23 protein-coding genes and 1 tRNA gene are annotated in these 24805 nt (G+C 74.9%); 15 read left to right on the top strand and 9 right to left on the bottom strand.

Annotation, left to right across the window (positions count from 1 at the left end; genetic code table 11):
• Positions 1-30 precede the first annotated feature (30 nt).
• Together ACIRBY_RS05285 and ACIRBY_RS05280 are read right to left on the bottom strand one after the other, a co-directional pair.
• Complete coding sequence (locus ACIRBY_RS05285; protein WP_403896380.1) at positions 31-885, bottom strand: GNAT family N-acetyltransferase; 855 nt, start codon at positions 883-885, stop codon at positions 31-33.
• Positions 886-1035: 150 nt separating this feature from the next.
• Complete coding sequence (locus ACIRBY_RS05280) at positions 1036-1272, bottom strand: chaplin (protein WP_403896377.1); 237 nt, start codon at positions 1270-1272, stop codon at positions 1036-1038.
• A 196-nt stretch (positions 1273-1468) separates the two neighbouring features.
• Here ACIRBY_RS05280 and ACIRBY_RS05275 point away from each other — a divergent pair, with 196 nt between their 5' ends.
• Entirely contained in the window at positions 1469-3028 is a 1560-nt protein-coding gene (locus tag ACIRBY_RS05275; RefSeq protein ID WP_403896373.1) for a serine/threonine-protein kinase, read from the top strand.
• A 19-nt stretch (positions 3029-3047) separates the two neighbouring features.
• On the opposite strand, the gene ACIRBY_RS05270 is transcribed toward ACIRBY_RS05275, so the two are convergent.
• Complete coding sequence (locus ACIRBY_RS05270; RefSeq protein WP_403896370.1) at positions 3048-3620, bottom strand: TetR/AcrR family transcriptional regulator; 573 nt, start codon at positions 3618-3620, stop codon at positions 3048-3050.
• A gap of 147 nt (positions 3621-3767) precedes the next feature.
• On the opposite strand from ACIRBY_RS05270, the gene ACIRBY_RS05265 reads away from it, so the two are divergent.
• The 3 genes from ACIRBY_RS05265 (at position 3768) to ACIRBY_RS05255 (ending at position 6215) form a co-directional block, all read left to right on the top strand.
• Complete coding sequence (locus tag ACIRBY_RS05265; protein ID WP_403896368.1) at positions 3768-4559, top strand: SDR family NAD(P)-dependent oxidoreductase; 792 nt, start codon at positions 3768-3770, stop codon at positions 4557-4559.
• 46 nt (positions 4560-4605) lie between these two features.
• Positions 4606-5480, top strand: a protein-coding gene (locus ACIRBY_RS05260) for an IS5 family transposase (protein WP_403896365.1) whose coding sequence is annotated in 2 segments (ribosomal slippage) — positions 4606-4981 and positions 4981-5480 — 876 coding nt in all. Because the reading frame shifts where the segments join, the coding sequence is not laid out codon by codon here.
• A gap of 75 nt (positions 5481-5555) precedes the next feature.
• The gene (locus ACIRBY_RS05255; protein ID WP_403896363.1) at positions 5556-6215 is read left to right on the top strand and encodes a hypothetical protein; all 660 of its coding nucleotides are present in this window, start codon (positions 5556-5558) and stop codon (positions 6213-6215) included.
• 130 nt (positions 6216-6345) lie between these two features.
• Here the strand turns inward: ACIRBY_RS05255 and ACIRBY_RS05250 are convergent, their stop codons facing one another.
• Entirely contained in the window at positions 6346-6906 is a 561-nt protein-coding gene (locus ACIRBY_RS05250; RefSeq protein WP_403896360.1) for a TetR/AcrR family transcriptional regulator, read from the bottom strand.
• An 82-nt stretch (positions 6907-6988) separates the two neighbouring features.
• Here ACIRBY_RS05250 and ACIRBY_RS05245 point away from each other — a divergent pair, with 82 nt between their 5' ends.
• A complete protein-coding gene (locus ACIRBY_RS05245) occupies positions 6989-7843 on the top strand; it encodes a patatin-like phospholipase family protein (RefSeq protein WP_403896357.1) in 855 nt (284 codons plus the stop codon).
• 155 nt (positions 7844-7998) lie between these two features.
• Here ACIRBY_RS05245 and ACIRBY_RS05240 read toward each other — a convergent pair whose 3' ends face one another.
• Positions 7999-8415 (bottom strand): C40 family peptidase, encoded by a 417-nt coding sequence (locus ACIRBY_RS05240; RefSeq protein ID WP_403896354.1) that lies wholly within the window; start codon positions 8413-8415, stop codon positions 7999-8001.
• A gap of 530 nt (positions 8416-8945) precedes the next feature.
• Entirely contained in the window at positions 8946-10013 is a 1068-nt protein-coding gene (locus tag ACIRBY_RS05235; RefSeq protein WP_403896351.1) for a glycoside hydrolase family 26 protein, read from the bottom strand.
• 223 nt (positions 10014-10236) lie between these two features.
• Between ACIRBY_RS05235 and ACIRBY_RS05230 the strand changes: the two genes are divergently transcribed.
• Complete coding sequence (locus ACIRBY_RS05230; RefSeq protein WP_403896348.1) at positions 10237-10440, top strand: hypothetical protein; 204 nt, start codon at positions 10237-10239, stop codon at positions 10438-10440.
• Positions 10441-10708: 268 nt separating this feature from the next.
• Positions 10709-11716: a LacI family DNA-binding transcriptional regulator gene (locus ACIRBY_RS05225; RefSeq protein ID WP_403896345.1), complete on the top strand. Its 1008-nt coding sequence runs from the start codon at positions 10709-10711 to the stop codon at positions 11714-11716.
• Positions 11717-11873: 157 nt separating this feature from the next.
• Here ACIRBY_RS05225 and ACIRBY_RS05220 read toward each other — a convergent pair whose 3' ends face one another.
• Positions 11874-12848 carry an alpha/beta hydrolase fold domain-containing protein gene (locus ACIRBY_RS05220; RefSeq protein WP_403896343.1) on the bottom strand — a complete coding sequence of 325 codons (975 nt, stop codon included), beginning with the start codon at positions 12846-12848 and terminating at the stop codon, positions 11874-11876.
• Positions 12849-13223: 375 nt separating this feature from the next.
• On the opposite strand from ACIRBY_RS05220, the gene ACIRBY_RS05215 reads away from it, so the two are divergent.
• From ACIRBY_RS05215 to ACIRBY_RS05200, 4 genes are all read left to right on the top strand, one after another.
• Positions 13224-14462, top strand: coding sequence for a 4-hydroxybenzoate 3-monooxygenase (locus ACIRBY_RS05215; protein WP_403896340.1), 1239 nt, complete (start codon positions 13224-13226; stop codon positions 14460-14462).
• A gap of 152 nt (positions 14463-14614) precedes the next feature.
• The gene (locus ACIRBY_RS05210) at positions 14615-16372 is read left to right on the top strand and encodes a methyltransferase (protein ID WP_403896336.1); all 1758 of its coding nucleotides are present in this window, start codon (positions 14615-14617) and stop codon (positions 16370-16372) included.
• A 77-nt stretch (positions 16373-16449) separates the two neighbouring features.
• Entirely contained in the window at positions 16450-17394 is a 945-nt protein-coding gene (locus tag ACIRBY_RS05205; protein ID WP_403896334.1) for an NAD-dependent epimerase/dehydratase family protein, read from the top strand.
• Positions 17395-17409: 15 nt separating this feature from the next.
• Complete coding sequence (locus tag ACIRBY_RS05200) at positions 17410-18309, top strand: aldo/keto reductase (protein ID WP_403896332.1); 900 nt, start codon at positions 17410-17412, stop codon at positions 18307-18309.
• 28 nt (positions 18310-18337) lie between these two features.
• Here the strand turns inward: ACIRBY_RS05200 and ACIRBY_RS05195 are convergent.
• Positions 18338-18412, bottom strand: a tRNA-Trp gene (locus ACIRBY_RS05195).
• Positions 18413-18521: 109 nt separating this feature from the next.
• Here ACIRBY_RS05195 and ACIRBY_RS05190 point away from each other — a divergent pair.
• The 3 genes from ACIRBY_RS05190 (at position 18522) to ACIRBY_RS05180 (ending at position 20308) form a co-directional block, all read left to right on the top strand.
• Positions 18522-19112 (top strand): TIGR03086 family metal-binding protein, encoded by a 591-nt coding sequence (locus ACIRBY_RS05190; RefSeq protein WP_403896329.1) that lies wholly within the window; start codon positions 18522-18524, stop codon positions 19110-19112.
• Between the two features lie 157 nt (positions 19113-19269).
• Positions 19270-19722, top strand: coding sequence for a hypothetical protein (locus tag ACIRBY_RS05185; protein ID WP_403896326.1), 453 nt, complete (start codon positions 19270-19272; stop codon positions 19720-19722).
• Between the two features lie 82 nt (positions 19723-19804).
• Positions 19805-20308, top strand: coding sequence for a metallophosphoesterase family protein (locus tag ACIRBY_RS05180; protein ID WP_403896323.1), 504 nt, complete (start codon positions 19805-19807; stop codon positions 20306-20308).
• A 26-nt stretch (positions 20309-20334) separates the two neighbouring features.
• Here ACIRBY_RS05180 and ACIRBY_RS05175 read toward each other — a convergent pair whose 3' ends face one another.
• The gene (locus ACIRBY_RS05175; RefSeq protein ID WP_390689855.1) at positions 20335-20547 is read right to left on the bottom strand and encodes a hypothetical protein; all 213 of its coding nucleotides are present in this window, start codon (positions 20545-20547) and stop codon (positions 20335-20337) included.
• Positions 20548-20816: 269 nt separating this feature from the next.
• On the opposite strand from ACIRBY_RS05175, the gene ACIRBY_RS05170 reads away from it, so the two are divergent.
• A complete protein-coding gene (locus ACIRBY_RS05170; protein ID WP_403896320.1) occupies positions 20817-24797 on the top strand; it encodes a Pls/PosA family non-ribosomal peptide synthetase in 3981 nt (1326 codons plus the stop codon).
• Positions 24798-24805: the final 8 nt, after the last annotated feature.

Raw genomic sequence — 24805 nt, 5'->3', positions numbered from 1 at the left:
GCGGCCGGGCCCCGCCCCCGGGGCCGCGGCTCAGAGCCCTATGGAGCGGAACTCGTCCAGCACGGTGAAGCCGGTGCTGTCGTAGAGGCCCATCGCGACCTCGTTGCCGCCGAACACGTTGAACATCAGCGCCTCGTCGCCGCCCTGCCGGGCGGCCCACTCGCCCACGGCCATCGCGGCCCGGCCGTAGCCCTTGCCGCGGTGTTCCTCGTACACCTCGAGGGAGAAGCCGAAGGTGACGCCCGGCAGGAAGCCGTGGCCGACCCAGCCGGTGCCGACGACCGCGCCGTCGGCCTCCATCGCGTAGAAGGCGTGCCCCGGCGTCAGGTAGCCCTGGGGGAGCTGCTCGGCGAAGTCCCGGTCGGACTTCTCCTGGGCCTGCTGCGGCGTCAGGACCCCGGCCCGGACGATGTCCGCGACGTACGAGGCCTCCTCGCGGGCGTACCACCGCGGGTACTCCTCCTCGCGCAGGCGGCGGACCGTCAGCCCGGCCGGCAGCCGCGGCTCCGCGGCGGCGGCACGCATCCGGTTCTGCGCCCGTACGGGGTAGTCGGCGAAGGCCCCCGCTCCGCCGCCGGTGAGCCGGACGAGGACCCGCTCGGCCCCCTGCTCCGCGCACCACCGCTCGGCCCACGCGCGGTGCCGGGGCACCGTCAGGTCGTGGATCCGGCCCGTGGAGGCGCCGTTCTCGTGCGTCAGCTCGACGGCCGCCCACCCGGTGCCGTCCGTGGCCAGCGTCCAGCCGTCCACGCCCTTCAGGGCCCGCTCCAGCAGGGCCCGGGCCAGGGGCTCCGAGCAGCCGGCCGCCCGGTAGCCGGCCAGCACCCGCTCCTCGAACCCGCCCCGCCATGCGCCCTGATCGGCGACGATCTCCATCTCGGTCATCCGCTCAGCCTAGCCAGCGGCACCGACAGCGCTCCGTGCACCGCCCGTTCGCCGGAGGGGCACGGACCCGGCGGACGCGGCGGACGGCCCCGCCCGGACGTGGTGCTCACCGGGCGGGGCCGTCACAGCGGCCCGGGGGCCGCGGGTGGATCAGGTGTTGATGCAGGTGTTGCCGGCCGCCGGGTTGAGCAGGCCGATCACGTTGATCGTGTTGCCGCACAGGTTGATCGGGATGTGGATGGGCACCTGGACGACGTTGCCGGACAGCACGCCCGGGGAGCCGATGGCGGCACCGTTGGCGTTGGCGTCGGCGACGGCGGAACCGGTGGCGCCGAGGATGCCGACGGCGGCCAGCACGGTCGCGGCGAACGCAGTGCGAATACGCATGTCACTCCAAAGTCGATGACGGACGTCGAAGCAGGATCACACCGCCTGCGGGGGCCTCTTGCCGGGCATTCACCTGACCAACGGCGTGTCACGCCGGGTCGGTGACGGGACCCCCCCGTCCCGGCCGGCGGCCCCGGCCGTCGGCGTCGCCCCGTACAGTTCTGCGCGGCAACGCTTGTTCGACGGGGGTGGGTTGGTGGAACCGCTACGACCCGGTGATCCGCTCGACATCGGGGGATACCGCCTGCTCGCCCGGCTCGGGGAGGGCGGCATGGGCGAGGTGTTCCTCGCCCGGACCGCCTCGGGCCGGGCGCTGGCCCTGAAGACCGTGCACCGGGAGCTGAGCCGGGATCCGGGCTTCGCCGACCGCTTCGACCGGGAGATCCGCACCAACGACCGCGTGCGCTCGCCCTGGACGGTCTCCGTGGTGGACTTCAGCCCGGCGGGCTCGTCGCCGCAGTGGCTCGCGACGGAGTACGTCCCCGCCCCCTCCCTGGCCGACTGGGTGCGCCGCGAGGGCCCGCTCCCGGAACCGGCCGTGCGCATCCTGGCCCGGGAGTTGGCGGCCGCCCTGGTCTCCGTACGCGCGGCGGGCGTGGTGCACCGGGACATCAAGCCGGCCAACGTACTGCTCGGCCCGGAGCGGCCGTTCCTCATCGACTTCGGCATCGCCCGCGCCGTCCGCGACCCGCGCCGGACGCGGACGGGCGCGGTCATCGGCACCCCCGGCTACCTCTCGCCGGAACAGGCCACCGGTGACACGGCCGGGCATCCGGCGGACGTCTTCTCCCTCGCCGCCGTCCTCGTCCACGCCGCCACCGGCGGCGGACCGTTCCTGGCCCATGGCGAGGAGCCGAGCCTCCCCGTCCTGCTGTACCGCATCGTCCACGACGAGCCCCGGCTCGACGGCGTGCCGCCCTCGCTCCTGCCTCTGCTGCGGGACTGCCTGGCCAAGGATCCCGGCCTGCGGCCCACCGCCGAGGAACTCGGGAGCCGGCTGGGGCCCGCCGAGGGGGACGGATGGGCCGGCGCGGCCCCGCCGGCCCTGGTGGCCGACACGGGCCGCCGCGAGGCGGAACTCCGCGTCCTGCTCACCGCGCCCCGGCCGCCCGCCGCGCCCCCGGCGCCGCTCCCCGTGCCCCCGGAGCCCGCGGGATCCGGCCCGGCGATGCCGCCCCTGCCCCCCGCCGCGTCGCCGGCTCCCGCCCGCCGGCGGCTGCTCCTGGGCGGTGCGGCGGGGTCGGCCGCCCTCGCCGCGCTGGTCCTGCTGCTGCTCCGGCTCGCGGGCGGCGACGGTGGCGACGGGGACGGCAAGGCGGCCGACCGGCCCACCCCGAGCCCGTCCCCGGCGGCCTCCGCCCTGCCCGCCTCCTGGGCCGGCACCTGGACCGGCCTCGGGCCCGGCACCCCGGACGCCGACGGCATCACCCGCGCCCGCACCCGGGACTTCGCCGTCACGGTCACCTTCCAGGCGGGTTCCGTAAGTGAAGTGACGGGCCGTCAGGTCAGCAGCGTCCGGGAGGTCTCCAGCGGTCGCGACCTGGGCTGCACGGAGGCCCTGGAGCTGCGCCAACTCCGGGGCGCCACCGTGTACCTGGCCGCCGCGACCAGCCGCCCCACCGACCGTACGGCCACCTTCGACTGCCCCAAGGGCAACCTCTACGTGGTCACGATGACGGGCCCCGACACCCTGACCGTCGAACTGGAGGGCGCCCAGTCCGCCGGCGCCCCCTCGACCCTGACCCGGGCCCGGTGACTGCCCGGGCGGCCGGCGCCTACGGGGCCGGCGCCGGAGCGAGCCGGGTGAGGACGAGCAGGGCGTCGACGAGGTCCTCGGCCGGGGCGCCGGTGGCCAGGCGGCGCAACTGCTGCCCGAAGACCAGGGCGACGGCCGCGCCGGCCAGGCGTTCGGGGTCCGGGACGCCGAGGCGGGACAGGACCCGGGTGGCGAGCAGGTCGTAGGCGGTGAAGCACTCGGCCGCGGCGGCGCGCAGCCGTTCGTCCCGGCCCGCCTGGACGTACAGCTCGAAGGGTGCGATGTGGCGGCTGTCGAAGGCGTTGCCGCCCGCGACCCGCGCCACCACGTCGGCCGCCTGCCCGATGTCGAAGCACTCGTCCGCGCAGGAGTCGGCGAGTTCCGTGAAGTGCCGGGTCTCCTCGGCCACGAACCGGAGCAGGCTCTCGCGCAGCAGCTCGTGCTGGGTCGCGAAGTGGTAGGTGACCGAGCCCAGGGAGACCCCGGCCTCCCTGGCGATCCGCCGGTTGGTGACGGCGGCGATCCCGTCCTGCCCGATGATCCGCAGCACGGCGTCGACGATGCTCTGGCGGGTGTCGGAAGCGGCGGGCATGACGACATTCTGCCCCATGGCCCGCCATGGCCGTACACCCGTGCGGAGCAAGGGAGTTGGGAGCCCGGGGTGTGGACAGGAGGCGGGCCGATCCCTACTGTTCGTTCGAACGAACAGCAGGGGCAGCGTCTTCGCACGGGAGTCATCGTGGACCTATCCGGATCGAACGTCCTCCTCACCGGCGCCACCGGCGGCATCGGCGCCGCCCTCGCGGCCCGCCTGGCGGCGCAGGGAGCCCGCCTCACCCTCAGCGGCCGTCGCGAGGAGGCCCTCGCGGCGGCCGCCGGCGGCATCGGCGCCCGTACCGTGGTCGCCGATCTGGCCGTCCGGTCGGACGTCGTCATGCTGGCCGAGGCCTGCGCGGAGACGGACGTCCTCGTCGCGAACGCCGCCCTGCCCGCCAGCGGCGACCTCCTCGACTACAGCGAGGAGCAGCTCGACCGCGCCCTGGACGTCAACCTCCGCGCCCCCGTCCTGCTGGCCCGGCTGCTCGCGGCCCCCATGACCGCCCGGGGCCGCGGCCACATCGTGCTGGTCGGGTCCCTCTCGGGGAAGGCGGCGACCGGGTCCACCTCGCTGTACAACGCGACCAAGTTCGGGCTGCGCGGATTCGCCCTCGCCCTGCGCCAGGAACTCAGGGGCACCGGGGTGGGGGTGTCGCTCGTCCAGCCCGGCTTCGTCCGCGACGCGGGCATGTTCGCCGCCACGGGCGCCACCCCGCCGGGCGGCATCAGGACCGTCACGCCCCGGCAGGTCGCCGACGGCGTGGTACGGGCGGTCCGGCACGACCGGTGCGAGGTCAACGTGGCACCGCTGGAACTGCGGCTGCTCAGCGCCGTCGCCGGCCAGTTCCCCGGCTTCGCCGAGCGGATCCAGGCCCGCGCCGGCCTCGACGCCCCGGTACGCCGGATCGTCGAGGCCCAGCGCACGCACCGCTAGGGCCTGTTGCGATAGTGGATCTTGTTCGTTTTCATGATCACGTCTTGTGGGACGTGGTGATCTGACGACTGGCCAGTGGGCCCGGCTTGTGCCGTTGCTGCCGGCGGGTATCAAGCCGGGTCGTCCGCAGGTGTGGACGCGGCGACAGCTGATAGACGGCATACGGTGGCGGCCCCGGACTGGTGCTCCATGGCGGGACGTGCCGGAACGCTACGGGCCGTGGGACCGGGTCTATGACCTGTTCCGGCGCTGGCAGCGGGACGGAGTGTGGGTGCGTATCCTCACGCAGCTCCAGGCCGAGGCCGACGCGAAAGGCCTGATCACTTGGGACGTGAACGTCGACTCCACCGTCCGCCGGGCTCACCAGCACGCGGCCGGAGCGGCGACAAGGGGGACCTGCAGAAGGAACCGCCTGGCGGAGTGTTAGTCGAGCCGGCCGACCACGGTCTCGGACGTTCCCGCGGCGGACTGACCACCAAGGTTCACCTTGCGGTCGAGCAGGGGCAGAAGCCGCTGTCGGTGGTGATCACGGCCGGGCAGCAGGGTGACTCGCCGCAGTTCGAGCCGGTGCTGGAGGCGATCCGGGTGCCCAGGCTGGGCCTGGGCAGGCCGCGCAAGCGGCCGGACCGGGTGCGGGCCGACAAGGCATACGACTCTCGCAGTAACCGCTCTTACCTGCGCAGACGCGGGATCAAGGCCACCATCCCTGTCCCGGCGGACCGGGTCCGCAACCGACTCAAGCGCGGATCACACGGTGGGCGGCCGCCGAAGTTCGACAAGGACGACCACAAGCAGCGGCACGCGGTCGAGTGCGGGATCAACCGACTCAAGCGGCACCGTGCTGTTGCTGTGAGGTACGACAAGCTCGCCGTCCGCTTCGAAGCGACCGTGCTGGTCGCAGCCATCAACGAATGGCTCTGACCAGTCCCGCCCGCGGCAGAAAATACCAAAAGAAGCCAGTTGGGGATGATCTGCCTCACCTGCCACCCTGGCACGATGCTGCTCAAACTGACCGGCTCCAGCTGCTCGGGCAAGACCACGCTCGCCAACGCCGTGGGCGAACGCCTTGAGAAGGCCGTCGTGCACGACTTCGACGAACTCGGCGTGCCGGAAGGCGCCGACCGCCAATGGCGCAACCGCACGACCGAAATGTGGGTGCGTCGCGCGCTGGAGTACCAGGACCACGGCCTTGACCTCTTGCTGACCGGCCAGTCCCCGCTCGGGGAAGTCCTGGCGGTGCCTTCGGCACCACTGCTGGACGGCATCGCGGTATGCCTGGTCGATGTGTCCGACGAGATCCGGCGCCGCAGACTCAGCTACCGCGACCCCGGCCGGTGGGACCCGTCGGCGGTCGATGCATTTCTCGGATGGGCCGACTGGCACCGCAAGCATGCGCAGGACCCCCGATATAGGCCCGACGTCGTCATCAACGACAGCTGGCCGGAGATGGCCTGGCAACGCTGGACCGAGTGGACGGCCGACGACCGCCGATGGTCCACCCACCTGATCGACACCACGGACAGGCCCATCACGGACTCCGCAAACCAGATCGCGCAATGGGTCGCTGAACAACGCGAGGCCCGCCGATCCGGCCGCCTCGCACTGTCACGAGGCTGGCCAGACCAGACATTCCCCAAGGACGACCCCACCTCTTGATCCACTTTCGCAACAGGCCCTATGCCCCAGCAGTTCGCGCGGGGTGGATCCGGGGGCGGTCGAGTCCCAACCGCCGTGTGTGACAGTGGGGTTCGGCCCGCCTGAATCCGGCCCGCGAGCCGGTCTTCGTTCAATACCGCAGGAGTGCGCAGAAGCGGTCCAGGGCGCGGTCGGTGCGGTCGCGGTCGCCGGTGGTCGTGAGGTCGAACAGGAGGCCCCTGACGACGGCCATGACCAGCGTGGGGGTGACGGTGTCGTCAGGGTCGGCGGCGAGGTCGCGGAACGCGGCGCCGAGGCTGTTGAACCAGTTCGTGACCGCCTCGGCCCGGTCCGGGTAGTTCTCGGGGTGGGCCAGGCCGTCGGCGTGCACTTCGAAGATCAGGCGGACGTACGGGGTGCGCTCCGGTGCGCTGATCCAGGCCCAGATGCCGCGCAGGCGTTCCTCCGCGGAGGCCGCCTCCGGCGGGAGGTTCTCGGCCAGCCGTGCCGCGCCGCGACGGCGGGCCTCCGCGAGGACGGCGGAGACCAGCTCCTGTTTGCTGCCGAAGTCGTAGAGCAGCATCCGCGGGCTGGTGTCGAGAGCCGCCGCCAACGGCCGCAGGCTCAACCCGGCCAGGCCGTGCGCCAGTACGTAGTCCGTCGCCCGCGCCAGCGTGTGCTCCCGCCGGGCGGGATCTGGGGGTCGTCCCACGGTTGGCCATCCTCTCGGTACTGCGGATCCGAACCCGCCCCAATATATGGTACGACTGTTTCAATAACGGGAGGGGACCATCGTGCACACACTGAACCGGGCGCTCGCACTGGGCGCCGGAGGCCCCGTCGGTGCGGCCTGGACGGCCGGGCTGGCCTGCGGACTGCGCCGCGGCGGGGTGGACCTCGGCGAGGCCGATCTGATCGTCGGCACGTCGACCGGTGCGATCATCGGCTCACTGCTCGCCACCGGCCAGGACCCCGGACGGCTCGCCACCCCGGTGCGCCCCGCCGACTCCTCCGGCACGCCTCCCCGGGTGGACGGGCGCCGGCTGGGCGAGGCCTTCGCCGTGCTCGGCAACGCCGCCTCGGACCCGGCCGGTGCGCGGCGCCGGGTGGGCCGGATCGCGCTCGCCGCCGAGACCGGCCCCGAGGAGGCCCATGTCGCCCGGATGCGCGCCCTGGCGGGCGCGGACCGGTGGCCGGACCGGCCGCTGCTCATCCCCGTGACGAACGTCGAGACCGGTGAGCGGGAGGTCTTCCACCGGGCGAGTGGCGCACCGCTGCCGTCCGCCGTGGCGGCGAGCACGGCCTTCCCGGGCGTCTACCCGCCGATCACCCTCAACGGCCGCCGGTACATGGACGGCTCGCTGCGGTCCGCGACCAATGCCGGACTCGCGGCCGGAGCCCGTACGCTCGTCGTGATCGACCCGCAGGCGCACCTGTTTCCCCCCCAGTTGCTCCAGCAGGAGCTGGAAGTCGCCGCCGCGCACACAGTGGTGACCATCGAGCCCGATCCGGCAGCCCTCCGCGCATTCGGCCCGGACCTGGGCGACCGGACGGCCTGGGAGCCGGCCTATCAGGCGGGTCTTCGCCAAGCCGCCGACACCGCGGAGCAGCTCCATCGCGCATGGCGGAGCGGATCCGACGCGGACTGAGCGCCACCCACCCGACCGCCGGGCGCCCCCGGGGCAGGATTTTCCGCAGGCCGACGGGTCCGTTCGCCTGTCACCGTCGTCCGCGCCCGCGGCGCCGATTCCTTTTCGGCGCGGCTTTCGCGCGGGAGATCGCCGGGCGTCCCGCCCTGGCGGCGTTAATTGGCCCGACTGTAGCGGACGGTGCCCGTCCAGATGCGTTCGAGCCTGACGCGGGTGCCGGGCCGGGGAGCGTGCCAGATCTTGTTCTGGCCCGCGTAGATGCCGACGTGGCCCATGGTTCCCCCGGTGGGGAAGAAGACCAGATCTCCTGGTGCGCGCTCGGTGCGCGAGATGTGGTCCGTGCTCTCGTACTGGGCCTCCGCGGTGCGGGGCAGGACCCGGCCGGCCGCGCGGAAGGCGTAGAGAGTGAGGCCCGAGCAGTCGAACTCACCGGGCCCGGTGGCGCCGTAGACGTAGGGGGCGCCCTTCTTGGAGGCGGCGACGGCGACGGCCTTTATCCCGTAGAGCGAAGCGGCCTGGGCGGGGGCGGTGGGAGTGAATAGAGCTGCGGCGGTTACGGAGAATACGAGCAACAGGGCCGGAGAGCGATGACTCTCCCCGCGTTTTTTGGTTTTCGGCAATCGTGATACCTCCGCATTCAGATACAGGAACAAACCGTGATGGTGACTGTTCTCGGTGACTGCGTTACGGCTCCCGACGACCGCCCATTTTGCACGAGATGGCCATGGCTGAGGTGCCGGACACGACAGGAAATATCTCGGTTGGGCAAAGGCGTCCGAGATGATATGCCTTGAATTTGTCCGACCATTCCGCTGTTCGGTCGGACTCCGGCCGGTGATCCGGGCGGGCATGGAGGAGCGGCCGTCCGCGCCGGCCGGACGGCGTCGTCCGGACGCGCGCGGCCCCGGCCGGAGGAAGCGCCTACGGCAGGCAGGGCCCGGCCGCGGCCGGGCGCATCCCCTGCGTCCGTGCGGGGTCCGGGGCGGTGTGAGGCCCCGTCATACGCGTCCTGGACGCGCGCCGCGCCCCGCGCCGAGGACGGCGCAGACCCCCGCAGCGCGCCGGATCACCCCGCCTCACGGCCGCCGGCGCCGCCGCCCCTTCACCGACCCGGACGGCCCGGCGTGAACCCCTCGCCGCCCCACACGGTCCCACGGGACGCAGGAGGCGCCGGGTGTCCCCTCCGGTGGTCGGACAGGAACTCCCGGAACACCCGCGCGGAACGCGGGTTCTCACCGCACTGCCACACACCGTGCGGGCAGTAGTCGGTGATGCTGTGGTACAGCGGCCTGTGCTCGTCGATCCACGCCAGCATCCGGCGCATGTACTCGGGGTTGTCGCCATTGCGGAAGAGTCCCCACTCGGGGTACGAGATCCGCTTGTGGTGCGCCTTCGCGAAGTCGACGTGCTGCTGGAGCCCGTAGGGCTGGTCGACCATCTCGTCGAAGGAATCGCCCGGAGGCTGGTCGTAGGAGTCCATGCCGACGATGTCGACCACGTCGTCCCCCGGATAGCACCGGGTCCAGGCGATGGAGTCCCTGCCGCGGTTGGGGGCGAAGTCGAAGCGGAACTTCTGTCCCTCCACGGAGCGCATGGCGTCCACGATGCGCCGCCAGTACCGCTTCCAGTTCTCGGGGTCGGGCTTGCACCGGTGGGTGTAGTTGTAGCCGTTCATCTCCCACCCCAGCACGATCACGGTGTCCGGCACCCCGAGGCCGACCAGCCGCTCGCCCAGCCGCCGGAAGTGGTGGTCGTACTCGCCCTGCGCGCCGGCGCGGATCAGCTCGGCGACCCGGTCGTCGGGGACGTCGGCCTCGTTGCCCTCGAACATCGGCACGTTCAGGACGAACAGCCGGTCGCGCCTCTCCTTGCGCCACCGCGCCCAGGTGCGCAGGGAATCGGGCGCCCCCTCGATGTTCGCCCAGGTGTCCCCGGGCAGATAGGTGTGCCCGGCGCGCAGCTCGGTCCCGCCGAGCCACCGCGAAAGCCCCTGCATCCGGTCGATGCCGGGCGAGCCGTAGTGGAGATAGGCGCCCACGGCGACCCCGGAACCCGAGCCGCCCCCGAAGGCCTCGCGCGGCTGCGGGGCGCGGCCGCCCCCGGTGGCGAGCAGGCCGACAGCGACCGCACTGACGCAGGCGCCGGCCGTCCACCGCCTTCTACGGGACATGGTCGTCTCCCCAAGCGTCGGGAACCGGTCTCCTTGACAGCGACGCTAGACAGCAGACCCGCCTCATGGCCTGCCCGGTGTCCGGATCCTGGGCCATTCGCAGGAGCGGACGCCCGCCGCCTGGCCCGACCGGGTGAAGGTCCGGCGGCCGGACGCGCGTCCCTTCGGGTGACCGGCGGCCGCGACCGGAACCGTCAGGGGGGTCCGCCCGTTCTCCTTCGGCATGAGCGCGAATGTGATCACCATCGAGATCCGGGGCCTGGAGTCGGCGGCCGTACAGGCGGCCGAACAGATCTCCGCCCTGTTCTCCTCCAGCGGCCCCGGCCTGCCGAGCCGGACCGGGGGCGAGGACGAGGTGGTCGTCCGGATCCGGGCCGACATCGGCCGCCCCCCGGGGGACGGGGCCTACACGGACACCTGCGCCTGACCTGCGGGTCCGTCGGGTGCCCGGAGCCTCGACGGACCGCGGTCGGGGCGGGGCGGACGAGGGGCCGGCACCGGGAATGCCGCCGGTCCCGAACTCCTGACGGCTCGGCGCGGGCCCGACCGCCTCCCCGCCGGCCCCCCGCCCCCTGCCCCCGGCCTTCGTCCCGTCCGCACCGGCACCCTGCCGTGTAACGCGTGTAACCTGGAAGGAACTGCAGGTCGGTGTCCAGTCGGCCGGTGAGCGGGGCGAGAGCGGAGCCGGGAACAGCATGGGCAAGGAGCCGGCCGCACCGGCCGTCGTCACCAGCGCGGACGTGGCGCGCCTGGCCGGGGTGTCACGGGCGACCGTGTCCTTCGTCCTCAACAACACCCAGGCCCACCGGGTCAGCGACACGACGCGCGCCCGCGTCCTGGCGGCCGCCCAGCAGCTCGGCTACGTACCGCACGCCGCCGCCCGCTCGCTGCGGGCGGGCCGCAGCAACCTCGTGCTGATGCCGGCGTCGGTCTCGGCCGCCGGCCGGCTGGTCGCCGCCTGGGTCGACGACCTGGAGAGCGAGCTGGAGCGCCACGGCTACGTCCTCGTCCTGCACGCCGGACGCTTCCCCGACCCCGTGAGCGCCGCCCGGGCCTGGGCCGAACTCCGGCCGGCGGCGGTGGTGGCCCTGGACGGCGACGGGCTGTCCGGCCAGGCCGTGGACGTGCTCGGCCGGGCCGGGGTGCGCGCAGTGCTGGCGTTCGCCTCCCACGAGGTGGCCGGCGCCCACACCATCGACCTCGACCAGGGGCGCATCGGTGCGATCGCCGCCCGGCACCTGATCGCCCAGGGGCGGCGGACCTTGGGCGTGGTCATGCCGGCGGAACGCGGCCTGGCGACGTTCGCCCGCCCGAGGCTGGCCGGCGCCGAGGGGGTCGCGGCCCGCAGTACCGCCACCGTCACCGCGGTGGAGCTGTCCTTCACCCGGGAATCCGCCGCCGAAGTCGCCGCGCGCTGCCGCGAGACGGGCCTCGACGGCCTCTTCGCCTACAACGACGAGTACGCCGCACTGCTCCTGCACGCCCTGCGCGACGCGGGTGTCTGCGTCCCCGACGAGGTCGCCGTGGTCGGATGCGACGACCTGGTGCTGTCGGCCCTGCAACAGCCCCCGCTGACGTCCGTACGGCTGGACCTGCCCACGCCCGCGCAGGTCGCCGACGCCCTCCACGAACTGGTGGAGCACGGCACGCCGCCGCGGGTGCCGGGCGTGGATCCGGTCCTCGTGCACCGCCGGACCTCCTGATCCGATCCGGCGCGTCCGGGGAACGGGGAACGGAGCGGAGCCGGCCGGCCGCGGAGGCGCGCCCCGCGGTCGGCCGGCTCGCGGGGCGCCGCCGGCACGGTGCCCTGACCGGGGTGCGTGCCGGCGGTGCCCCGTGCGGGGGGCGCGCCGGCTCCGCTCAGCCGCCCAGGTGGCGGGCGAGGAAGGCGACGCTGTCGGCGACGATCGGCGTGACGTCGGGGACGCCGAGGAAGATGTGGTCGGCGTCCTCCACCGGCACCAGGGTGACCTCTCCGCCGGCGTCGCGGAGGGCCGCCGCGAAGGTTTCGCTCTGGCTGTACGGCAGCAGCCGGTCGGCGGTCCCGTGGATCAGGAGGAACGGCGGCGGGGTGCCGGCGTCCGCGTAGGTGATCGGGCTGGCGGCGCGGGCGAGGTCCGGCCACTGGTCCGGGGTGCCGCCCAGCAGGGAGGCGAACGGATCGGGGATCGGTACGCCGTCCGGCGCGGGCGGCATCGGGAGCGGGTGCGCCAGTAGCGCGGCGAGGTCCGTGGCCGGGTACCAGCTGACGACGGCCCGTACCCCGCTGTCCTCGCCCCGGACGCCCACACCGCCCTCCAGTGCGGCGCCGGCGCCGCCCGCGTCCGGGCGGACGAGCCCGGCGAGGGCGGCCAGGTGGCCGCCTGCCGACTCTCCCATGACGCCGATCCGGTCCGGGTCGATGCCGAGCTCGGCGGCGTGGCGGCGGACGTACCGGACGGCGGCCTTCACGTCGTGGAGCTGGGCCGGGAAGGGTGCCTCCAGGCTGTGCCGGTAGTCGATGCCCACCAGGGCGAGCCCGGCCCCCAGGACCGTGCCGTGCAGCAGCTCGGCGGGCACGGTCGGCGGCGGGTAGCGCCGGTCGCCCTCGATCCAGCCGCCGCCGTGGATCCACACGACGGCGGGGACCGGGCCGTCGGCCGCGGGCACCTGGACGTCGAGCAGGCACGGCCGGTACCCGAGGGTGCTCGCGTAGGTGAGGCCGTCGAAGCGGCGGGTCCCGTCGCGGCCGGTCACGGGTGCGGCCGGGGCTCGGAAGGGCGGCGGCGGCCAGGCTCCGGGGTCGAGGTCGAAGGCCGGCTGTCCGGTGGGGGCTCCGGGAGGTGCCTGGGTCATTTCCGCTTCTTTCTGCGGGCGTACGGGGTCCGCACAGCCGCGTCCGCCATGCTGTTACACGTGTAACACGCTACGGGCGCTGAGGTTACACGAGAAACCGCCTGCCGTACCCGTGTCGTCCCGCCCCGTGGGGGAGTTCCCCCGCCCGCCCCCGTTCCGGTCGTGGTGGTGGTGCGGCCCGGCGTCGCGGCAGGGGTGCGCCGGAGCGCGTGTCCCGCCCCGCGCGCCCGGCGTGCGCTACCGGCCGGCCCGGGTCGGGCCGTCGCGGGCCCGGGGGCACCGGTCGAACACGTCCAGGGTGATTGTCGCTTTAATCCCGCTAAGGGGTTGCTCGCGTAGGTTCGCTGATCTTCGCGTGCTTATGCTTCACCCGCTATGACGGAAAGCCAGCCACCTCGCGCCTTACGCGCAGCAGTCGACGTGGTCGTCCTCGGTGCCGGTCCGGCCGGGCTCGTCCTCGGAAACCTCCTGCTCAGCGCCGGAATCGACTGCGTCGTCCTGGAACGCGCCTCCCGTTCCCACGTCCTGACCCGGGCCCGCGCCGGGTTCCTCGCCCCGAACACCGCACGCATCCTGGAACGCCACGGCCTCGCCGACGGCCTGCTCCGCTACGGCCTCCGGCACGGCACCTGCGAGTTCCGCACGCAGGAGGGCCGGTTCCGTATCGACTACGGCGCCCTCGGAGAGGCCGGACCGCACCACGTCTACCCGCAGCAGAACCTGGTGGCGGACCTCCTGCGGCACTACCTCCACCGCGGCGGCCGCATCCACTTCGACACCGAGGCGCTCGCCGTGCACGAGGCGGACGGCCCCCGGCCGTCCGTCACGACGCGCGAGCCCGACGGCCGGCCCGCCCGGTGGCGCGCCCGCTACGTCGCGGGGTGCGACGGGCGGCACGGGGCGGCCCGCCGCTCGCTGCCCCCGGGCGCCGTCCGCCGCCACCACGACCACGGCGTGACCTGGCTCGGCCTCCTCGCCCAGGCCCCGCCGAGCCTGGACGCCGTGGGCTACGCCCTCCACGACCGCGGCTTCGCGGGACACATGGCCCGCACCCCGGAGATGACCCGCTACTACCTCCAGTGGCAGCGCGGCACCCCCGCCGACGCCTGGTCGGAGCAGCGGATCTGGGACGAGCTGGACGTGCGGATGCGCGCCGCGGACCACGGGCCGCTGCGCCGGGGCGCGCTCCTGGAGCGCGGCCTCTTCGACCTGACCTGCGACGTGGTCGAGCCGTTGCGGTACGGCTCGCTCCTCCTCGCGGGCGACGCGGCGAGCCTGCTCGCCCCGGCCGCCGCCAAGGGGGCCAACCTCGCGGTCCTGGAGGCCGAGATCCTGGCCGGAGCGCTGGCCGAGGCCCTCGTCCGGGGCGACACCGGGGGACTGGACGGGTACTCGGACCGGTGCCTGGCCCACATCTGGAGGGCGCAGGAGTTCACGGGGTGGATGACGCGGCTGCTGCACGCCGCACCCGGCGCGGACGGGGACGGGGACGGGGACAGGGACGGGGGCGGCGGATCGCTCTTCCAGGCCGCCCTGCGCCGCTCCCGGATCGCCTCGCTGCGCACCTCGTCCATCCACCGGGACTGGTTCGCCGAGAACTACGTCTGCGTCTGACCGGCCGCCGCGCGCCGCCGCCCGCCCCCTTCCCGCTCCGCGCCCCCGTTGCGCTGCCTCGCCTCGCCCTGCCCTGCCCTGCCCTGCCTTGCGTTGCCCCGCCCTGCCCTGCCCTGCGTTGATCACTCCCGGCTCCTGAGGACGTTCCCCCGATGACGATGACATTCCCCGACGAAACGATGCTGCTGGACGACACGGCCCGCCTGCGCGCGGCGGCCGCGTTCGTCCGCGAGCACGACAGCGCCGCCCTGCTGCCGCTCCTCCTGCCGGGCATCGGCGGACCGGACCTGCGGGCGCTGGCCGGACACTGCCGCTTCGCCCACGCCGGGATGCTCGTCTTCCCGCCGGACGAGGAGAGCCTGCGGGCCCAACTCGCGGACTGCGGGCTGGCGGTGGACACCCCCTCCCACCCGAGTGTGGTCGTCCGCGGGCGTCTGGCCCGGCGCCACCGGCGGGACCCGGCCGACCTCGACGTGCGGATCCTGCGCCCGCAGGTGCGCGGTGCCGCCGGGGAGCGCCGGGCGGTCGAGGTCTTCGCGCTGACCGTGCCCCCGCACTCGGGCCTGGAGCCGATCGCCGCCCACGAACGGGCCCGCGGGCACGAGGCGCACCTCGCCTTCGAGATCGACCGCCCGGACCCGCTGGTGCTGCGCGGCCTCTGCGCGGTCCTCGCCCGCTACGGGGCGAGCCCCGACGGCGGCGGCTACAACCCGCACGAGGACGGCACCGTCCTGTACTTCACCGCCCCCGCCGAGGCGGCCTGCGGATACCGGCGGCTGGAGCTCTACGCGCCCGGCGACCACCGCGACGCCCTCGCCGCCCAACTGGACCACCCCGGCGGGCACTCCCGCCCGCACACCGCCGGGCGGCCGCCTGCCGAAACGCTCCTCCACCTGCTCACCGGCGCGTGGGCCACACAGGCCCTCGCCTCCTTCGCCCGGCTGCACCTGCCCGACGCCATGGACACGCGCAGCGCGCGCCGCGCCGAGGACCTCGCCCGCCTGACGGCCACCCACCCCCGGGGCCTGGCCACGCTCCTGCGCTACCTCGCGACGCTCGGCGCCGTGACCCGCGAGGAGGAGCCGGAGGAGGGGTTCCGCCTGACCGAACTCGGGGCCCTGCTGCGCGCGGACGCGTCGGCGTCGATGCGGCCCCTGGCCCTGATGTACGGCGGCCCCTTCTACCGGTCCTTCGGCGAGCTCGACCACGCCGTACGGACGGGCCGGCCCGGCTTCGACCACCTGCACGGCGAGAACCACTTCGACCACTTCGCCCGCGACCCCGAACTCGCCGACCTCTTCGACCGGTCCATGGCCGCCGGCTCGCGCATGTTCGGGCCGCTCCCCGCCCACCCGGCGGTCGCCGCCGCGGCCCAGGCGCCCTCGCCCGCCACGGTCGTCGACGTCGCGGGCGGCAACGGAGAGCTCCTGCGCCAGGTCCTCACGGCCCACCCGGGCCTGCGCGGCGTCCTCCTCGAACGCCCGCACGCCGTCGCCGCGGCCCGCCGCCTGCTCGACGCCGCGGGCTGTGGAGCGCGCTGCGACTACCGGGCGGGAGACTTCGCCGACGTGCCTTCCGGAGGCGACGTCTACCTCCTCGCCCGCGTCCTGCACGACTGGGACGACGACCGCTGCCGGGAGATCCTCGGCCACTGCGCGCGTGCGATGCCCGACCACGCCGACCTGCTGATCGTCGAACGCCTCCTGCCGGCGGACGGTTCCCCCTCCCTCGCCACCCCCTGGGACCTGCACATGCTCTGCAACGTCGGAGGCCGCGAACGCCGGGCCGACCACTACGCCCGCCTGCTCGCCGACGCGGGCCTCCACCTCCACGGCCGCAGCCCCCTGCCCCTGGACGCCTACGTCCTGCACGCCCGCAAGGACCCCGTCCCGGGCCCGCAGAAGCCCTGACCGTCACCAGTTTTCCTTAATACCCATCCATCAACCGACGACTTCTGCTGATGACGGCGGGCCCCCACAGTGGGGGCATGCAAAGGATCTGCGTCATCGGCGGAAGCCGGTACTTCGGAAAGCTCCTGGTCCAGCGGTTGCAGGCGGCCGGCCACCAGGTCACCGTGATCAACCGCGGGTCGAGCCGCCCGCCCGCCGGTGTGGAACACCTCGTCGTCGACCGCGGCGACGAGGCGGCCCTCGTCGCCGCCCTCGGCTCCCGCACCTTCGACGTGGTCGTCGACCAGGTCTGCTACACGCCCGTGCAGGCGGCGATCGCCGCCCGTGCCTTCGCCGGCCGCACCCGCCGGTACGTCATGACCTCCACCATCGAGGTCTACGATCCGGCGACCGCCGCGCTGCCGGCCGTACCGGCGCACACCCCGGTGCCGGAGGGGAACGTGGACCCGGCCGCCTGGCCGGTGGACCCGGAGCTGCCCTGGCACGACGCGGCCTACCTGGAGGCCCACTACGCCGAGGGCAAGCGCCAGGCGGAGGCCGTCCTCGCCCGCTGCGGCGGCTTCACCTTCGCCTCCGTGCGCAGCGCGCACGTCCTCGGCGGCGGCGCCCAGGAGTTCACCGGCCGCCTGGCCCATTACGCCGAGCGCGTCTCCCGGGGCGAGGCGATCACCGTGCGCGCCGACGAACTGCCCACGGTGTTCATCGACTACCGCGAACTGGCGGACCTGTTGCTGTGGGCGGCCACCGAAGGGGACTTCAGCGGTCCGCTCAACGCCTGCTCCGACGGCCCGCTCGACGGACGCGCCGTCGCCGCGGCCGTGGCCGCGCAGGTCGGCCGCGAGCCCCGCTACCGGGTGGCCGCCGCGACCGAGACGCCGTCGCCCTTCTCCTTCGACCGCCACTACGCCATGAGCAACGCCCGTGCGAAGGACCTGGGCTTCACCTTCTCCCGTACAGCCGACTGGCTGCCCGGCGCCGTCGCCGAGACCCTCGCCGCAGCCGCCACCGCCCCCACCCACTGAGGAACACGCACCGCCATGCCGCACCCGTACCGCACCCTCGCAGACACCGCCGTCGGCGCCATCGGCCTGGGCGCCATGCCGCTGTCGATCGAGAACCGCCCGGACGAGAGCCGGGCGATCGCCACCGTCCACGCGGCCCTCGACGCCGGCGTCACGCTCATCGACACCGCCGACAGCTACCACTGGCACGCCGGCGAGGCGGGCCACAACGAACGGCTCGTCGCCCGCGCCCTGGCCCGCTACGGAGGCGACACCTCCGGGGTCCTGATCGCCACCAAGGGCGGCCGGGGCCGCCCCGGCGACGGAAGCTGGACCGTCACCGGCACCCCGGAACACCTCAAGCGCGCCGCCGAAGCCTCCGCGGTGCGGCTGGGCGTCGAGGCGATCGGCCTGTACCAGCTCCACAAGCCGGACCCGGCCGTCCCCTGGGCGGAGTCCGTCGGCGCCCTGCGCGATCTCCTCGACGCCGGCACGATCCGCGCCGCCGGCATCTCCAACGTCAGCACCGTCCAGATCCGCGAGGCGCACGAGATCCTCGGCGACGGCCTCGCCTCCGTGCAGAACCAGTACTCTCCGGCCGTCCGCGACAGCGAGCCGCAGGTGCGCCTGGCCGCCGAACTGGGCCTGGCGTTCCTCCCCTGGAGCCCCCTGGGCGGCATCTCCCGCAGCTCCCTGGACGGCCCCTCCGGCGCGACCTCCACGGGCACCGCCTTCCACCGCGTCGCGGCCGAACGCGGCGTCTCCGTCCAGCAGGTCGCCCTGGCCTGGCTCCTCTCCCGCTCCCCGGCCGTCATCCCCCTCCCGGGAGCCAGCCGCCCGGCCTCGATCACCGACTCGGCCCGTGCCTCCCGGCTCGCGCTCTCCGAGGCCGAACTGGCCCGCCTCGCCGCGCCCCTGCCCGATCAGGCGGGATGAGGCGCTCCGCGGGCTGCGGGGGATCGGGCGGAGCCGACCGGAGTCGAACCGGCGTCCTCGCGGTTTTGGAGACCGCGCGCGTCGACCTCTGCGCTACGACCCCGCCCGGCCCGCATCCTAGGCCGTTCCGGACGGCCCCGGGCATGTCCGACGAGTTCCGGCGCCGGCGCCGGTCTACCCTTCAGACCCGTTTCTTCCGGAGGGAGCGCCAGATGACCGGCACGACCACGTTCGATCTCGGACCCCAGGCGGCCGTCGTGGCCCGCCTCGTGTCCGGTGTGCCCGACGCAGGGCTCGCCGGGCCCACCCCCTGCCCCGCGTACGCGGTCGGCGACCTGCTGGGCCACCTCGCGGGGCTGGCCGTGGCCTTCCGCGACGCCGCCCGCAAGGACCTCGGCCCCACCACCGACACGCCGCCGGGGACGGCGGCGCCCCGGCTGCCGGCCGACTGGCGCGAACGGCTCCCGAAGGTGCTCGACGACCTGGCCGGGGCCTGGAGGGACCCGGCCGCCTGGACGGGGATGACCCGCGCGGGCGGCGTGGACCTGCCCGGTGCCGTCGCGGCCGCCGTCGCGGCGGACGAACTGGTCGTCCACGGCTGGGACCTGGCCCGGGCCACCGGCCAGGAGTACGCCCCCGACGCCGCCGCGCTCCGGGCCTCCCACGGCTTCCTGCTGGCGGCCGCCGAGCAGGCCGGTGACGGCGGGGGCGTCTTCGGGCGGGTGGTGCCCGTACCGGACGAGGCCCCCCTGCTGGACCGGACGGTCGGGCTGAGCGGCCGCGACCCGCGCTGGACGCCGTAACGGACGCAGGGGAAGGGGGAAGGCGTCACGCCACCGGCGGGAGCGGTTCAGCTCGTGATCACCTCGGCTTCTTGTACGATGTGAAATATCACATGACATAGAGCCCGTCCGGGGCATCCACCGGGCGGTGATCCGCACGCCGATGAGGAGAATCCCGATGAACCGCTTAGCCCTTCTGGCCGCCGGCGCCGTGGGCCTGACCGTCCTCGCGACCGCGCCCGCCGTCGCCGCCGCGCCCGCGGCCGCCGCCGAGACCGTCACCTCCTGCGGCGGCTCCGGACTCCAGGCGGGTCTGGCCACCAGGGTGTGCGCCGAGGTCACCGGCACCACCGTCGAGTTCTACGGCACCGTCGGCCTCGCCGGCCCGCCCTCCCCGGGCAGCCCGGCCCCCGCGCCGAAGCAGCTGTTCACCACGCTGTCCGTCGAGGTCGTCGGCAGCGGATCGCCCGTCACCCAGGACCGGCCCGTCGTCTTCACCTCCTCGACCGTCGAGGTGCGCGCCCTGGCCGCGGCCGTCCCCTGCGGGTCGACCGTCCGCGCGTCCTTCGGCGTGGCCTCGTTCCCCTGGCCCGCCAGGCCGGTCGTCCACGAGGTCACCCTCGGCTGCTGACGGCCGCCCGGCCCGGCCGCGCACCCGCCGACGGATTCCCCCGCCGGCGGGTGCGCGCCCGCCGCGCGCGTACCGTGGACGCGTGAGGATCCTGCTGACCTCGGACACCCACGTCCCCACACGGGCGAAACGGCTCCCGGAGGCACTCCTGGCCGCCGTCGACCACGCCGACGCGGTCGTCCACGCCGGCGACTGGACCGACGAGGCCACCCTCGACCTGCTGGAATCGCGCTCCCGCCGGCTGATCGCCGTCCACGGCAACAACGACGGCCCCGCCCTGCGCCGCCGCCTCCCCGAGATCGCCCGCGCAGAGCTGGGCGGCCTGCGCTTCGCCGTCGTCCACGAGACCGGCCCGGCCTCCGGCCGCGAGCGGCGCTGCGCCGAGCGGTTCCCCGACACCGACGTCCTGGTCTTCGGCCACAGCCACATCCCCTGGGACTCCACGGCCCCGGGCGGGCTGCGCCTGCTCAACCCCGGATCGCCCACCGACCGCCGGCGGCAGCCGCACCACACCTTCCTGACCCTCACCGCCGCCGGCGGCACACTCGGCGAGGTCGTCCTCCACCGCCTGCCCGCCCGCCCCTGACCCGGGGCCCCCGCGGGAACCGGGGATCAGGACTCGCGGTCCATGACGCGGCGGGCCGCCTCCGACTCGGCCGCGGGAGGGGACAGCTCGTCGAGGGTGTCGAGCTCGTCGTCCGCCGCGAGCTCCTCCTCCCAGGCCGCCGCGAGCCGCTCCTGCTCCTCGCGCGACCGGTCCGCGACGGCCTCCCGGTGCCGGGGATCCAGAGCCGCCAGGAACCGTCCGACCGAGTCCGTCGGCATGCCGTTCTCCTTGTCGCCGTGCGGGAGGGCCGGCCGTCGCCCTGCTGCCGCGCCCGGCCCAGCATCGCGAACGCGTACCGGCGCCGCCCGCCGACACGTCCGGCCACCACCCGAAGGGCGGTGCGATCCGGCCAGGCGCGGCGCTTCGACCCGATTCGCCCCACCGCCGGACTAGGCTGGTGGGTTGTTCGGCGCCGGAACGCCACGACCCAAGCAGGCCCGGGCCCGGCGGCGCTCCGGACGCTACCGGGAACGAGACGCGAGGGCCGATGGCAATCACACCGGGGCACGGTGAACTCGATCTGCTCGACGACGACGGGGAGCGGGAGGGGGACCGGCCGGCGGACGGGGCGCGCAGCCCCGGCGGCGATCCGCCCGGCCCCCGCCCGCACCCCGACGAGGACACCGGCAAGTCCGCCCGGTTCTCGGCCGGCCCCCCCGCCCCCGCCCGCACCCTCGTCGACGTCCTCGCGGCCACCGTGCGCGCCCACCCCGACGAGCCCGCGCTCGACGACGGCACCGCCCGGCTCACCTACCGGGCCCTGGCCGCCGAGGTCGAGCGCAGGCGGCGGGTCCTCGCCGCCTGCGGGATCGGGCCCGGCGACCGGGTCGGCGTACGGGTGCCGTCCGGCACCAACGACCTGTACGTGTCCATCCTCGCCGTCCTCGCCGCCGGCGCCGCCTACGTGCCCGTCGACGCCGAGGACCCCGACGAGCGGGCGGACCTCGTCTTCTCCGAAGCCGGGGTCCGGGCCGTGCTCGGCGCCGGGCCCGGGATCGAGGTCACCGGCCCCCGCACCCCCGGCCGGGTCCGCTCCGCACCGCCCGCACCCGAGCACGACGCGTGGATCATCTTCACCTCCGGATCCACCGGCCGGCCCAAGGGCGTCGCCGTCACCCACCGCAGCGCCGCCGCCTTCGTCGACGCCGAGGCCGCCCTGTTCCTCGCCGACGAGCCGATCGGCCCCGGCGACCGCGTCATGGCGGGGCTGTCCGTCGCCTTCGACGCCTCCTGCGAGGAGATGTGGCTGGCCTGGCGCCACGGCGCCTGCCTCGTCCCCGTCCCCCGCTCCCAGGTGCGCGCCGGAGCCGACCTCGGCCCCTGGCTCGTCGACCAGGAGATCACCGTCGTCTCCACCGTCCCGACCCTGGCCGCGCTCTGGGAGCCCGAGAGCCTCGACGAGGTCCGGCTGCTGGTCTTCGGCGGCGAGGCCTGCCCGCCCGAGCTCGGCCGGCGCCTGGTCTCCGAGGGCCGCGAGGTCTGGAACACCTACGGCCCCACCGAAGCCACCGTCGTCGCCTGCGCCGCGCTCCTGACCGGCGCGGAACCGGTCAGGATCGGCCTGCCGCTGGCCGGCTGGGAGCTCGCCGTGGTCGACGGGGCCGGGGAGCCGGTGCCGATGGGCGGCAGCGGCGAACTGGTGATCGGCGGCGTCGGACTCGCCCGCTACCTCGACCCCGGGAAGGACGCCGAGAAGTACGCCCCGCTCCCGTCCCTCGGCTGGCCGCGCGCCTACCGCAGCGGCGACCTCGTCCGCGCCGAACCGGAAGGCCTGGTCTTCCTCGGCCGCGGCGACGAACAGGTCAAGCTCGGCGGCCGCCGCATCGAACTCGGCGAGGTGGACGCCGCCCTCCAGGCCCTGCCCGGCGTCGCCGGCGCGGCCGCCGCCGTACGCACCGCACGCGGCGGCAACCAGCTCCTCGTCGGCTACCTCGTCACCCAGGACGGCTGGGACCACGCCGCCGCGCTCGCCCGGCTGCGCGCCGAGCTGCCCGCCGCGCTCGTCCCGCTGCTCGCCCCCGTCGACGCCCTCCCGACCCGCACCTCCGGCAAGGTGGACCGCGACGCCCTGCCCTGGCCCCTGCCCGGAGCCGGGACCGCCCCGCCCGCCGGGGAACTGCACGGCACCGAGGCCTGGCTCGCCGAGCAGTGGAGCGAGGCCCTGGGCGTGCCCGTCACCGGCGCCGACGACGACTTCTTCGCCATCGGCGGCGGCAGCCTCGCCGCCGCCCGCCTCGTCACCCTGCTGCGCACCCGCTACCCCGGCGCGGCCGTCCTCGACGTCTACCAGCAGCCCGTCCTGCGCAAACTGGCCCGGCGGCTGGAGAAGTCCGTACGGGAGGACGAGGCGCCCCGGACCGTCACGCCGGTCACGCTCCGCTCCCGCGTCCTCCAGACACTGCTGCTCCTCCCGCTGTTCACCCTGGCCGGCCTGCGCTGGACGGTGGTGCTGTTCGCCCTGGGCAACGTCCTGCACCGGCTCGGGCCCTACCCGTGGGCACCGACCGCGTCCTGGTGGCTCGTCGCCGCCGGGGCGGTGCTGCTGCTGAGCCCGCCCGGACGCCTCGCGATCGCGGCGGGCGGCGCGCGCCTGCTGCTGCGCGGGGTGACCCCCGGGCGCCATCCGCGGGGCGGCGGCGTGCACCTGCGGCTGTGGACCGCCGAGCGGCTCGCCGAGTGCGCCGGCGCCACCTCGCTCACCGGGGCCTGGCTGGAGCGCTACGCGCGGGCCCTCGGGGCCAGGGTCGGCCCCGACGTGGACCTGCACTCCCTGCCCCCCGTCACCGGCATGCTCCGGCTCGGCCGCGGCTGCGCCGTAGAGGCCGAGGTGGACCTCTGCGGACACTGGCTGGACGGGGACCGGCTCGTCATCGGCCCGGTCAGGGTCGGCGCGGGCGCGGTCGTCGGCACCCGCAGCCTGCTCTTCCCCGGGGCGCGCGTCGGCAAGCGGGCCGAGGTGGCCCCCGGCTCCGCCGTCGTCGGCCACGTCCCGACCGGCCAGCGGTGGGCCGGTGCCCCCGCCGTCCGGCTCGGCCGGGCCAAGCACGACTGGCCCCCGCAGCGTCCGCCGCGCCCGCTCCTGTGGCGGGCGATGTACGGGGCGACCGGCGTGGGCCTGACCGCCCTGCCCCTGGTCGCCGCCCTGCCCGCCCTGTGCGTGGCGGCCCGCTTCGTCCCCGCCGACGCCGGCCCCGGCCGGGCCCTGCGGGGGGCGCTGCTCGCGGTGGTGCCGGGGGCGCTCGCCTACGGGCTCACGTACGCCCTGCTGGTGCTGGTCTGCGTACGGGCGCTCAGCCTCGGACTGCGCACCGGGAGCCATCCCACCCACAGCCGGACCGGGTGGCAGGCCTGGGCCGTCACCCAGCTCATGGACCTGGCCCGCGACACGCTCTTCCCGCTGTACGCCGCGCTGGCCACCCCCGTCTGGCTGCGGCTGCTCGGCATGCGGGTCGGCCGCCGTGCGGAGGTCTCCACCGTCCTCGGGCTGCCCAGCCTCACCACCGTCGGTGACGGCGCGTTCCTCGCCGACGACACCCTGACCGCCCCGTGCGAACTGGGCGGCGGCTGGGTGCGGATCGGGCAGGCGCAGATCGGCCGCCGGGCGTTCCTCGGCAACTCCGGCATGACAGCGCCCGGCCGCACGGTGCCCGACGACGGGCTGGTCGGGGTGCTGTCCGCCACGCCCAAGAAGGCCAAGAAGGGAGGCTCCTACCTGGGCCTGCCCCCGGTCCGGCTGCCGCGTTCGGCGGCGGCCGCCGACCACAGCCGTACCTACGACCCGCCCGCGCGGCTGCTGTGGGCGCGCGGCCTGGTCGAGCTCTGCCGGCTCCTACCCGTCTTCTGCTCGGCCGCGCTGGCCGTCCTGACGGCGGCGGCGCTCTGCGCCCTGGCCGGCCCCGGCGGCCCGGGCCCGGCCGGTGCCGCGGCGCTGTCCGGCGTGGTCCTGCTCGCGGCCGGCGCGGCCGCCTGCGCGGTCGGCGTGGCCGCCAAATGGCTGCTGGTGGGCCGCCACCGGGTGGGGGAGCACCCCCTGTGGAGCGCCTACGTGTGGCGGGGCGAGCTGGCCGACACCTTCACGGAGGTCCTCGCCGTGCCGTGGCTGGCCGGTTCGGTGCCCGGCACCCCGCTGCTCACCCTGTGGCTGCGCGGGCTCGGCGCCCGGATCGGGCGGGGGGCGTGGTGCGAGAGCCACTGGCTTCCCGAGCCGGACCTGGTCGAGCTCGGCGACGGGGCCAGCGTCAACCGGGGCTGCGTGTTGCAGACGCATCTCTTCCACGACCGGATCCTGCGGACGGATACTGTGGTGCTGCGCGAGGGCGCCACCCTGGGCCCGGGCGGGATCGTCCTGCCCGGGAGCACGGTCGGGGCCCGCGGCACGGTGGGCCCCGCCTCCCTCGTGATGGCCGGGGAGTCCGTCCCCGACGACACCCGCTGGCTGGGCAACCCGATCGAGGCGTGGCGCTCCTGATCCGCGTT

The sequence above is a fragment of the Streptomyces sp. NPDC096136 genome, assembly GCF_044763325.1.
GTDB lineage: Bacteria > Actinomycetota > Actinomycetes > Streptomycetales > Streptomycetaceae > Streptomyces.
Note: the sequence above shows the minus strand (reverse complement) of the source record. Positions and strands in the feature narration are given on the sequence as shown.

Excerpts from the sequence above, each read along its gene's own strand:
- ACIRBY_RS05285 (WP_403896380.1), bottom strand. The coding sequence starts at position 885 with ATGACCGAGATGGAGATCGTCGCCGATCAGGGCGCATGGCGGGGCGGG.
- ACIRBY_RS05280 (WP_403896377.1), bottom strand. The coding sequence starts at position 1,272 with ATGCGTATTCGCACTGCGTTCGCCGCGACCGTGCTGGCCGCCGTCGGC.
- ACIRBY_RS05270 (WP_403896370.1), bottom strand. The coding sequence starts at position 3,620 with ATGCCCGCCGCTTCCGACACCCGCCAGAGCATCGTCGACGCCGTGCTG.
- ACIRBY_RS05255 (WP_403896363.1), top strand. The coding sequence starts at position 5,556 with ATGCTGCTCAAACTGACCGGCTCCAGCTGCTCGGGCAAGACCACGCTC.
- ACIRBY_RS05235 (WP_403896351.1), bottom strand. The coding sequence starts at position 10,013 with ATGTCCCGTAGAAGGCGGTGGACGGCCGGCGCCTGCGTCAGTGCGGTC.
- ACIRBY_RS05230 (WP_403896348.1), top strand. The coding sequence starts at position 10,237 with ATGAGCGCGAATGTGATCACCATCGAGATCCGGGGCCTGGAGTCGGCG.
- ACIRBY_RS05225 (WP_403896345.1), top strand. The coding sequence starts at position 10,709 with ATGGGCAAGGAGCCGGCCGCACCGGCCGTCGTCACCAGCGCGGACGTG.
- ACIRBY_RS05220 (WP_403896343.1), bottom strand. The coding sequence starts at position 12,848 with ATGACCCAGGCACCTCCCGGAGCCCCCACCGGACAGCCGGCCTTCGAC.
- ACIRBY_RS05215 (WP_403896340.1), top strand. The coding sequence starts at position 13,224 with ATGACGGAAAGCCAGCCACCTCGCGCCTTACGCGCAGCAGTCGACGTG.
- ACIRBY_RS05210 (WP_403896336.1), top strand. The coding sequence starts at position 14,615 with ATGACGATGACATTCCCCGACGAAACGATGCTGCTGGACGACACGGCC.
- ACIRBY_RS05205 (WP_403896334.1), top strand. The coding sequence starts at position 16,450 with ATGCAAAGGATCTGCGTCATCGGCGGAAGCCGGTACTTCGGAAAGCTC.
- ACIRBY_RS05200 (WP_403896332.1), top strand. The coding sequence starts at position 17,410 with ATGCCGCACCCGTACCGCACCCTCGCAGACACCGCCGTCGGCGCCATC.
- ACIRBY_RS05190 (WP_403896329.1), top strand. The coding sequence starts at position 18,522 with ATGACCGGCACGACCACGTTCGATCTCGGACCCCAGGCGGCCGTCGTG.
- ACIRBY_RS05185 (WP_403896326.1), top strand. The coding sequence starts at position 19,270 with ATGAACCGCTTAGCCCTTCTGGCCGCCGGCGCCGTGGGCCTGACCGTC.
- ACIRBY_RS05175 (WP_390689855.1), bottom strand. The coding sequence starts at position 20,547 with ATGCCGACGGACTCGGTCGGACGGTTCCTGGCGGCTCTGGATCCCCGG.
- ACIRBY_RS05170 (WP_403896320.1), top strand. The coding sequence starts at position 20,817 with ATGGCAATCACACCGGGGCACGGTGAACTCGATCTGCTCGACGACGAC.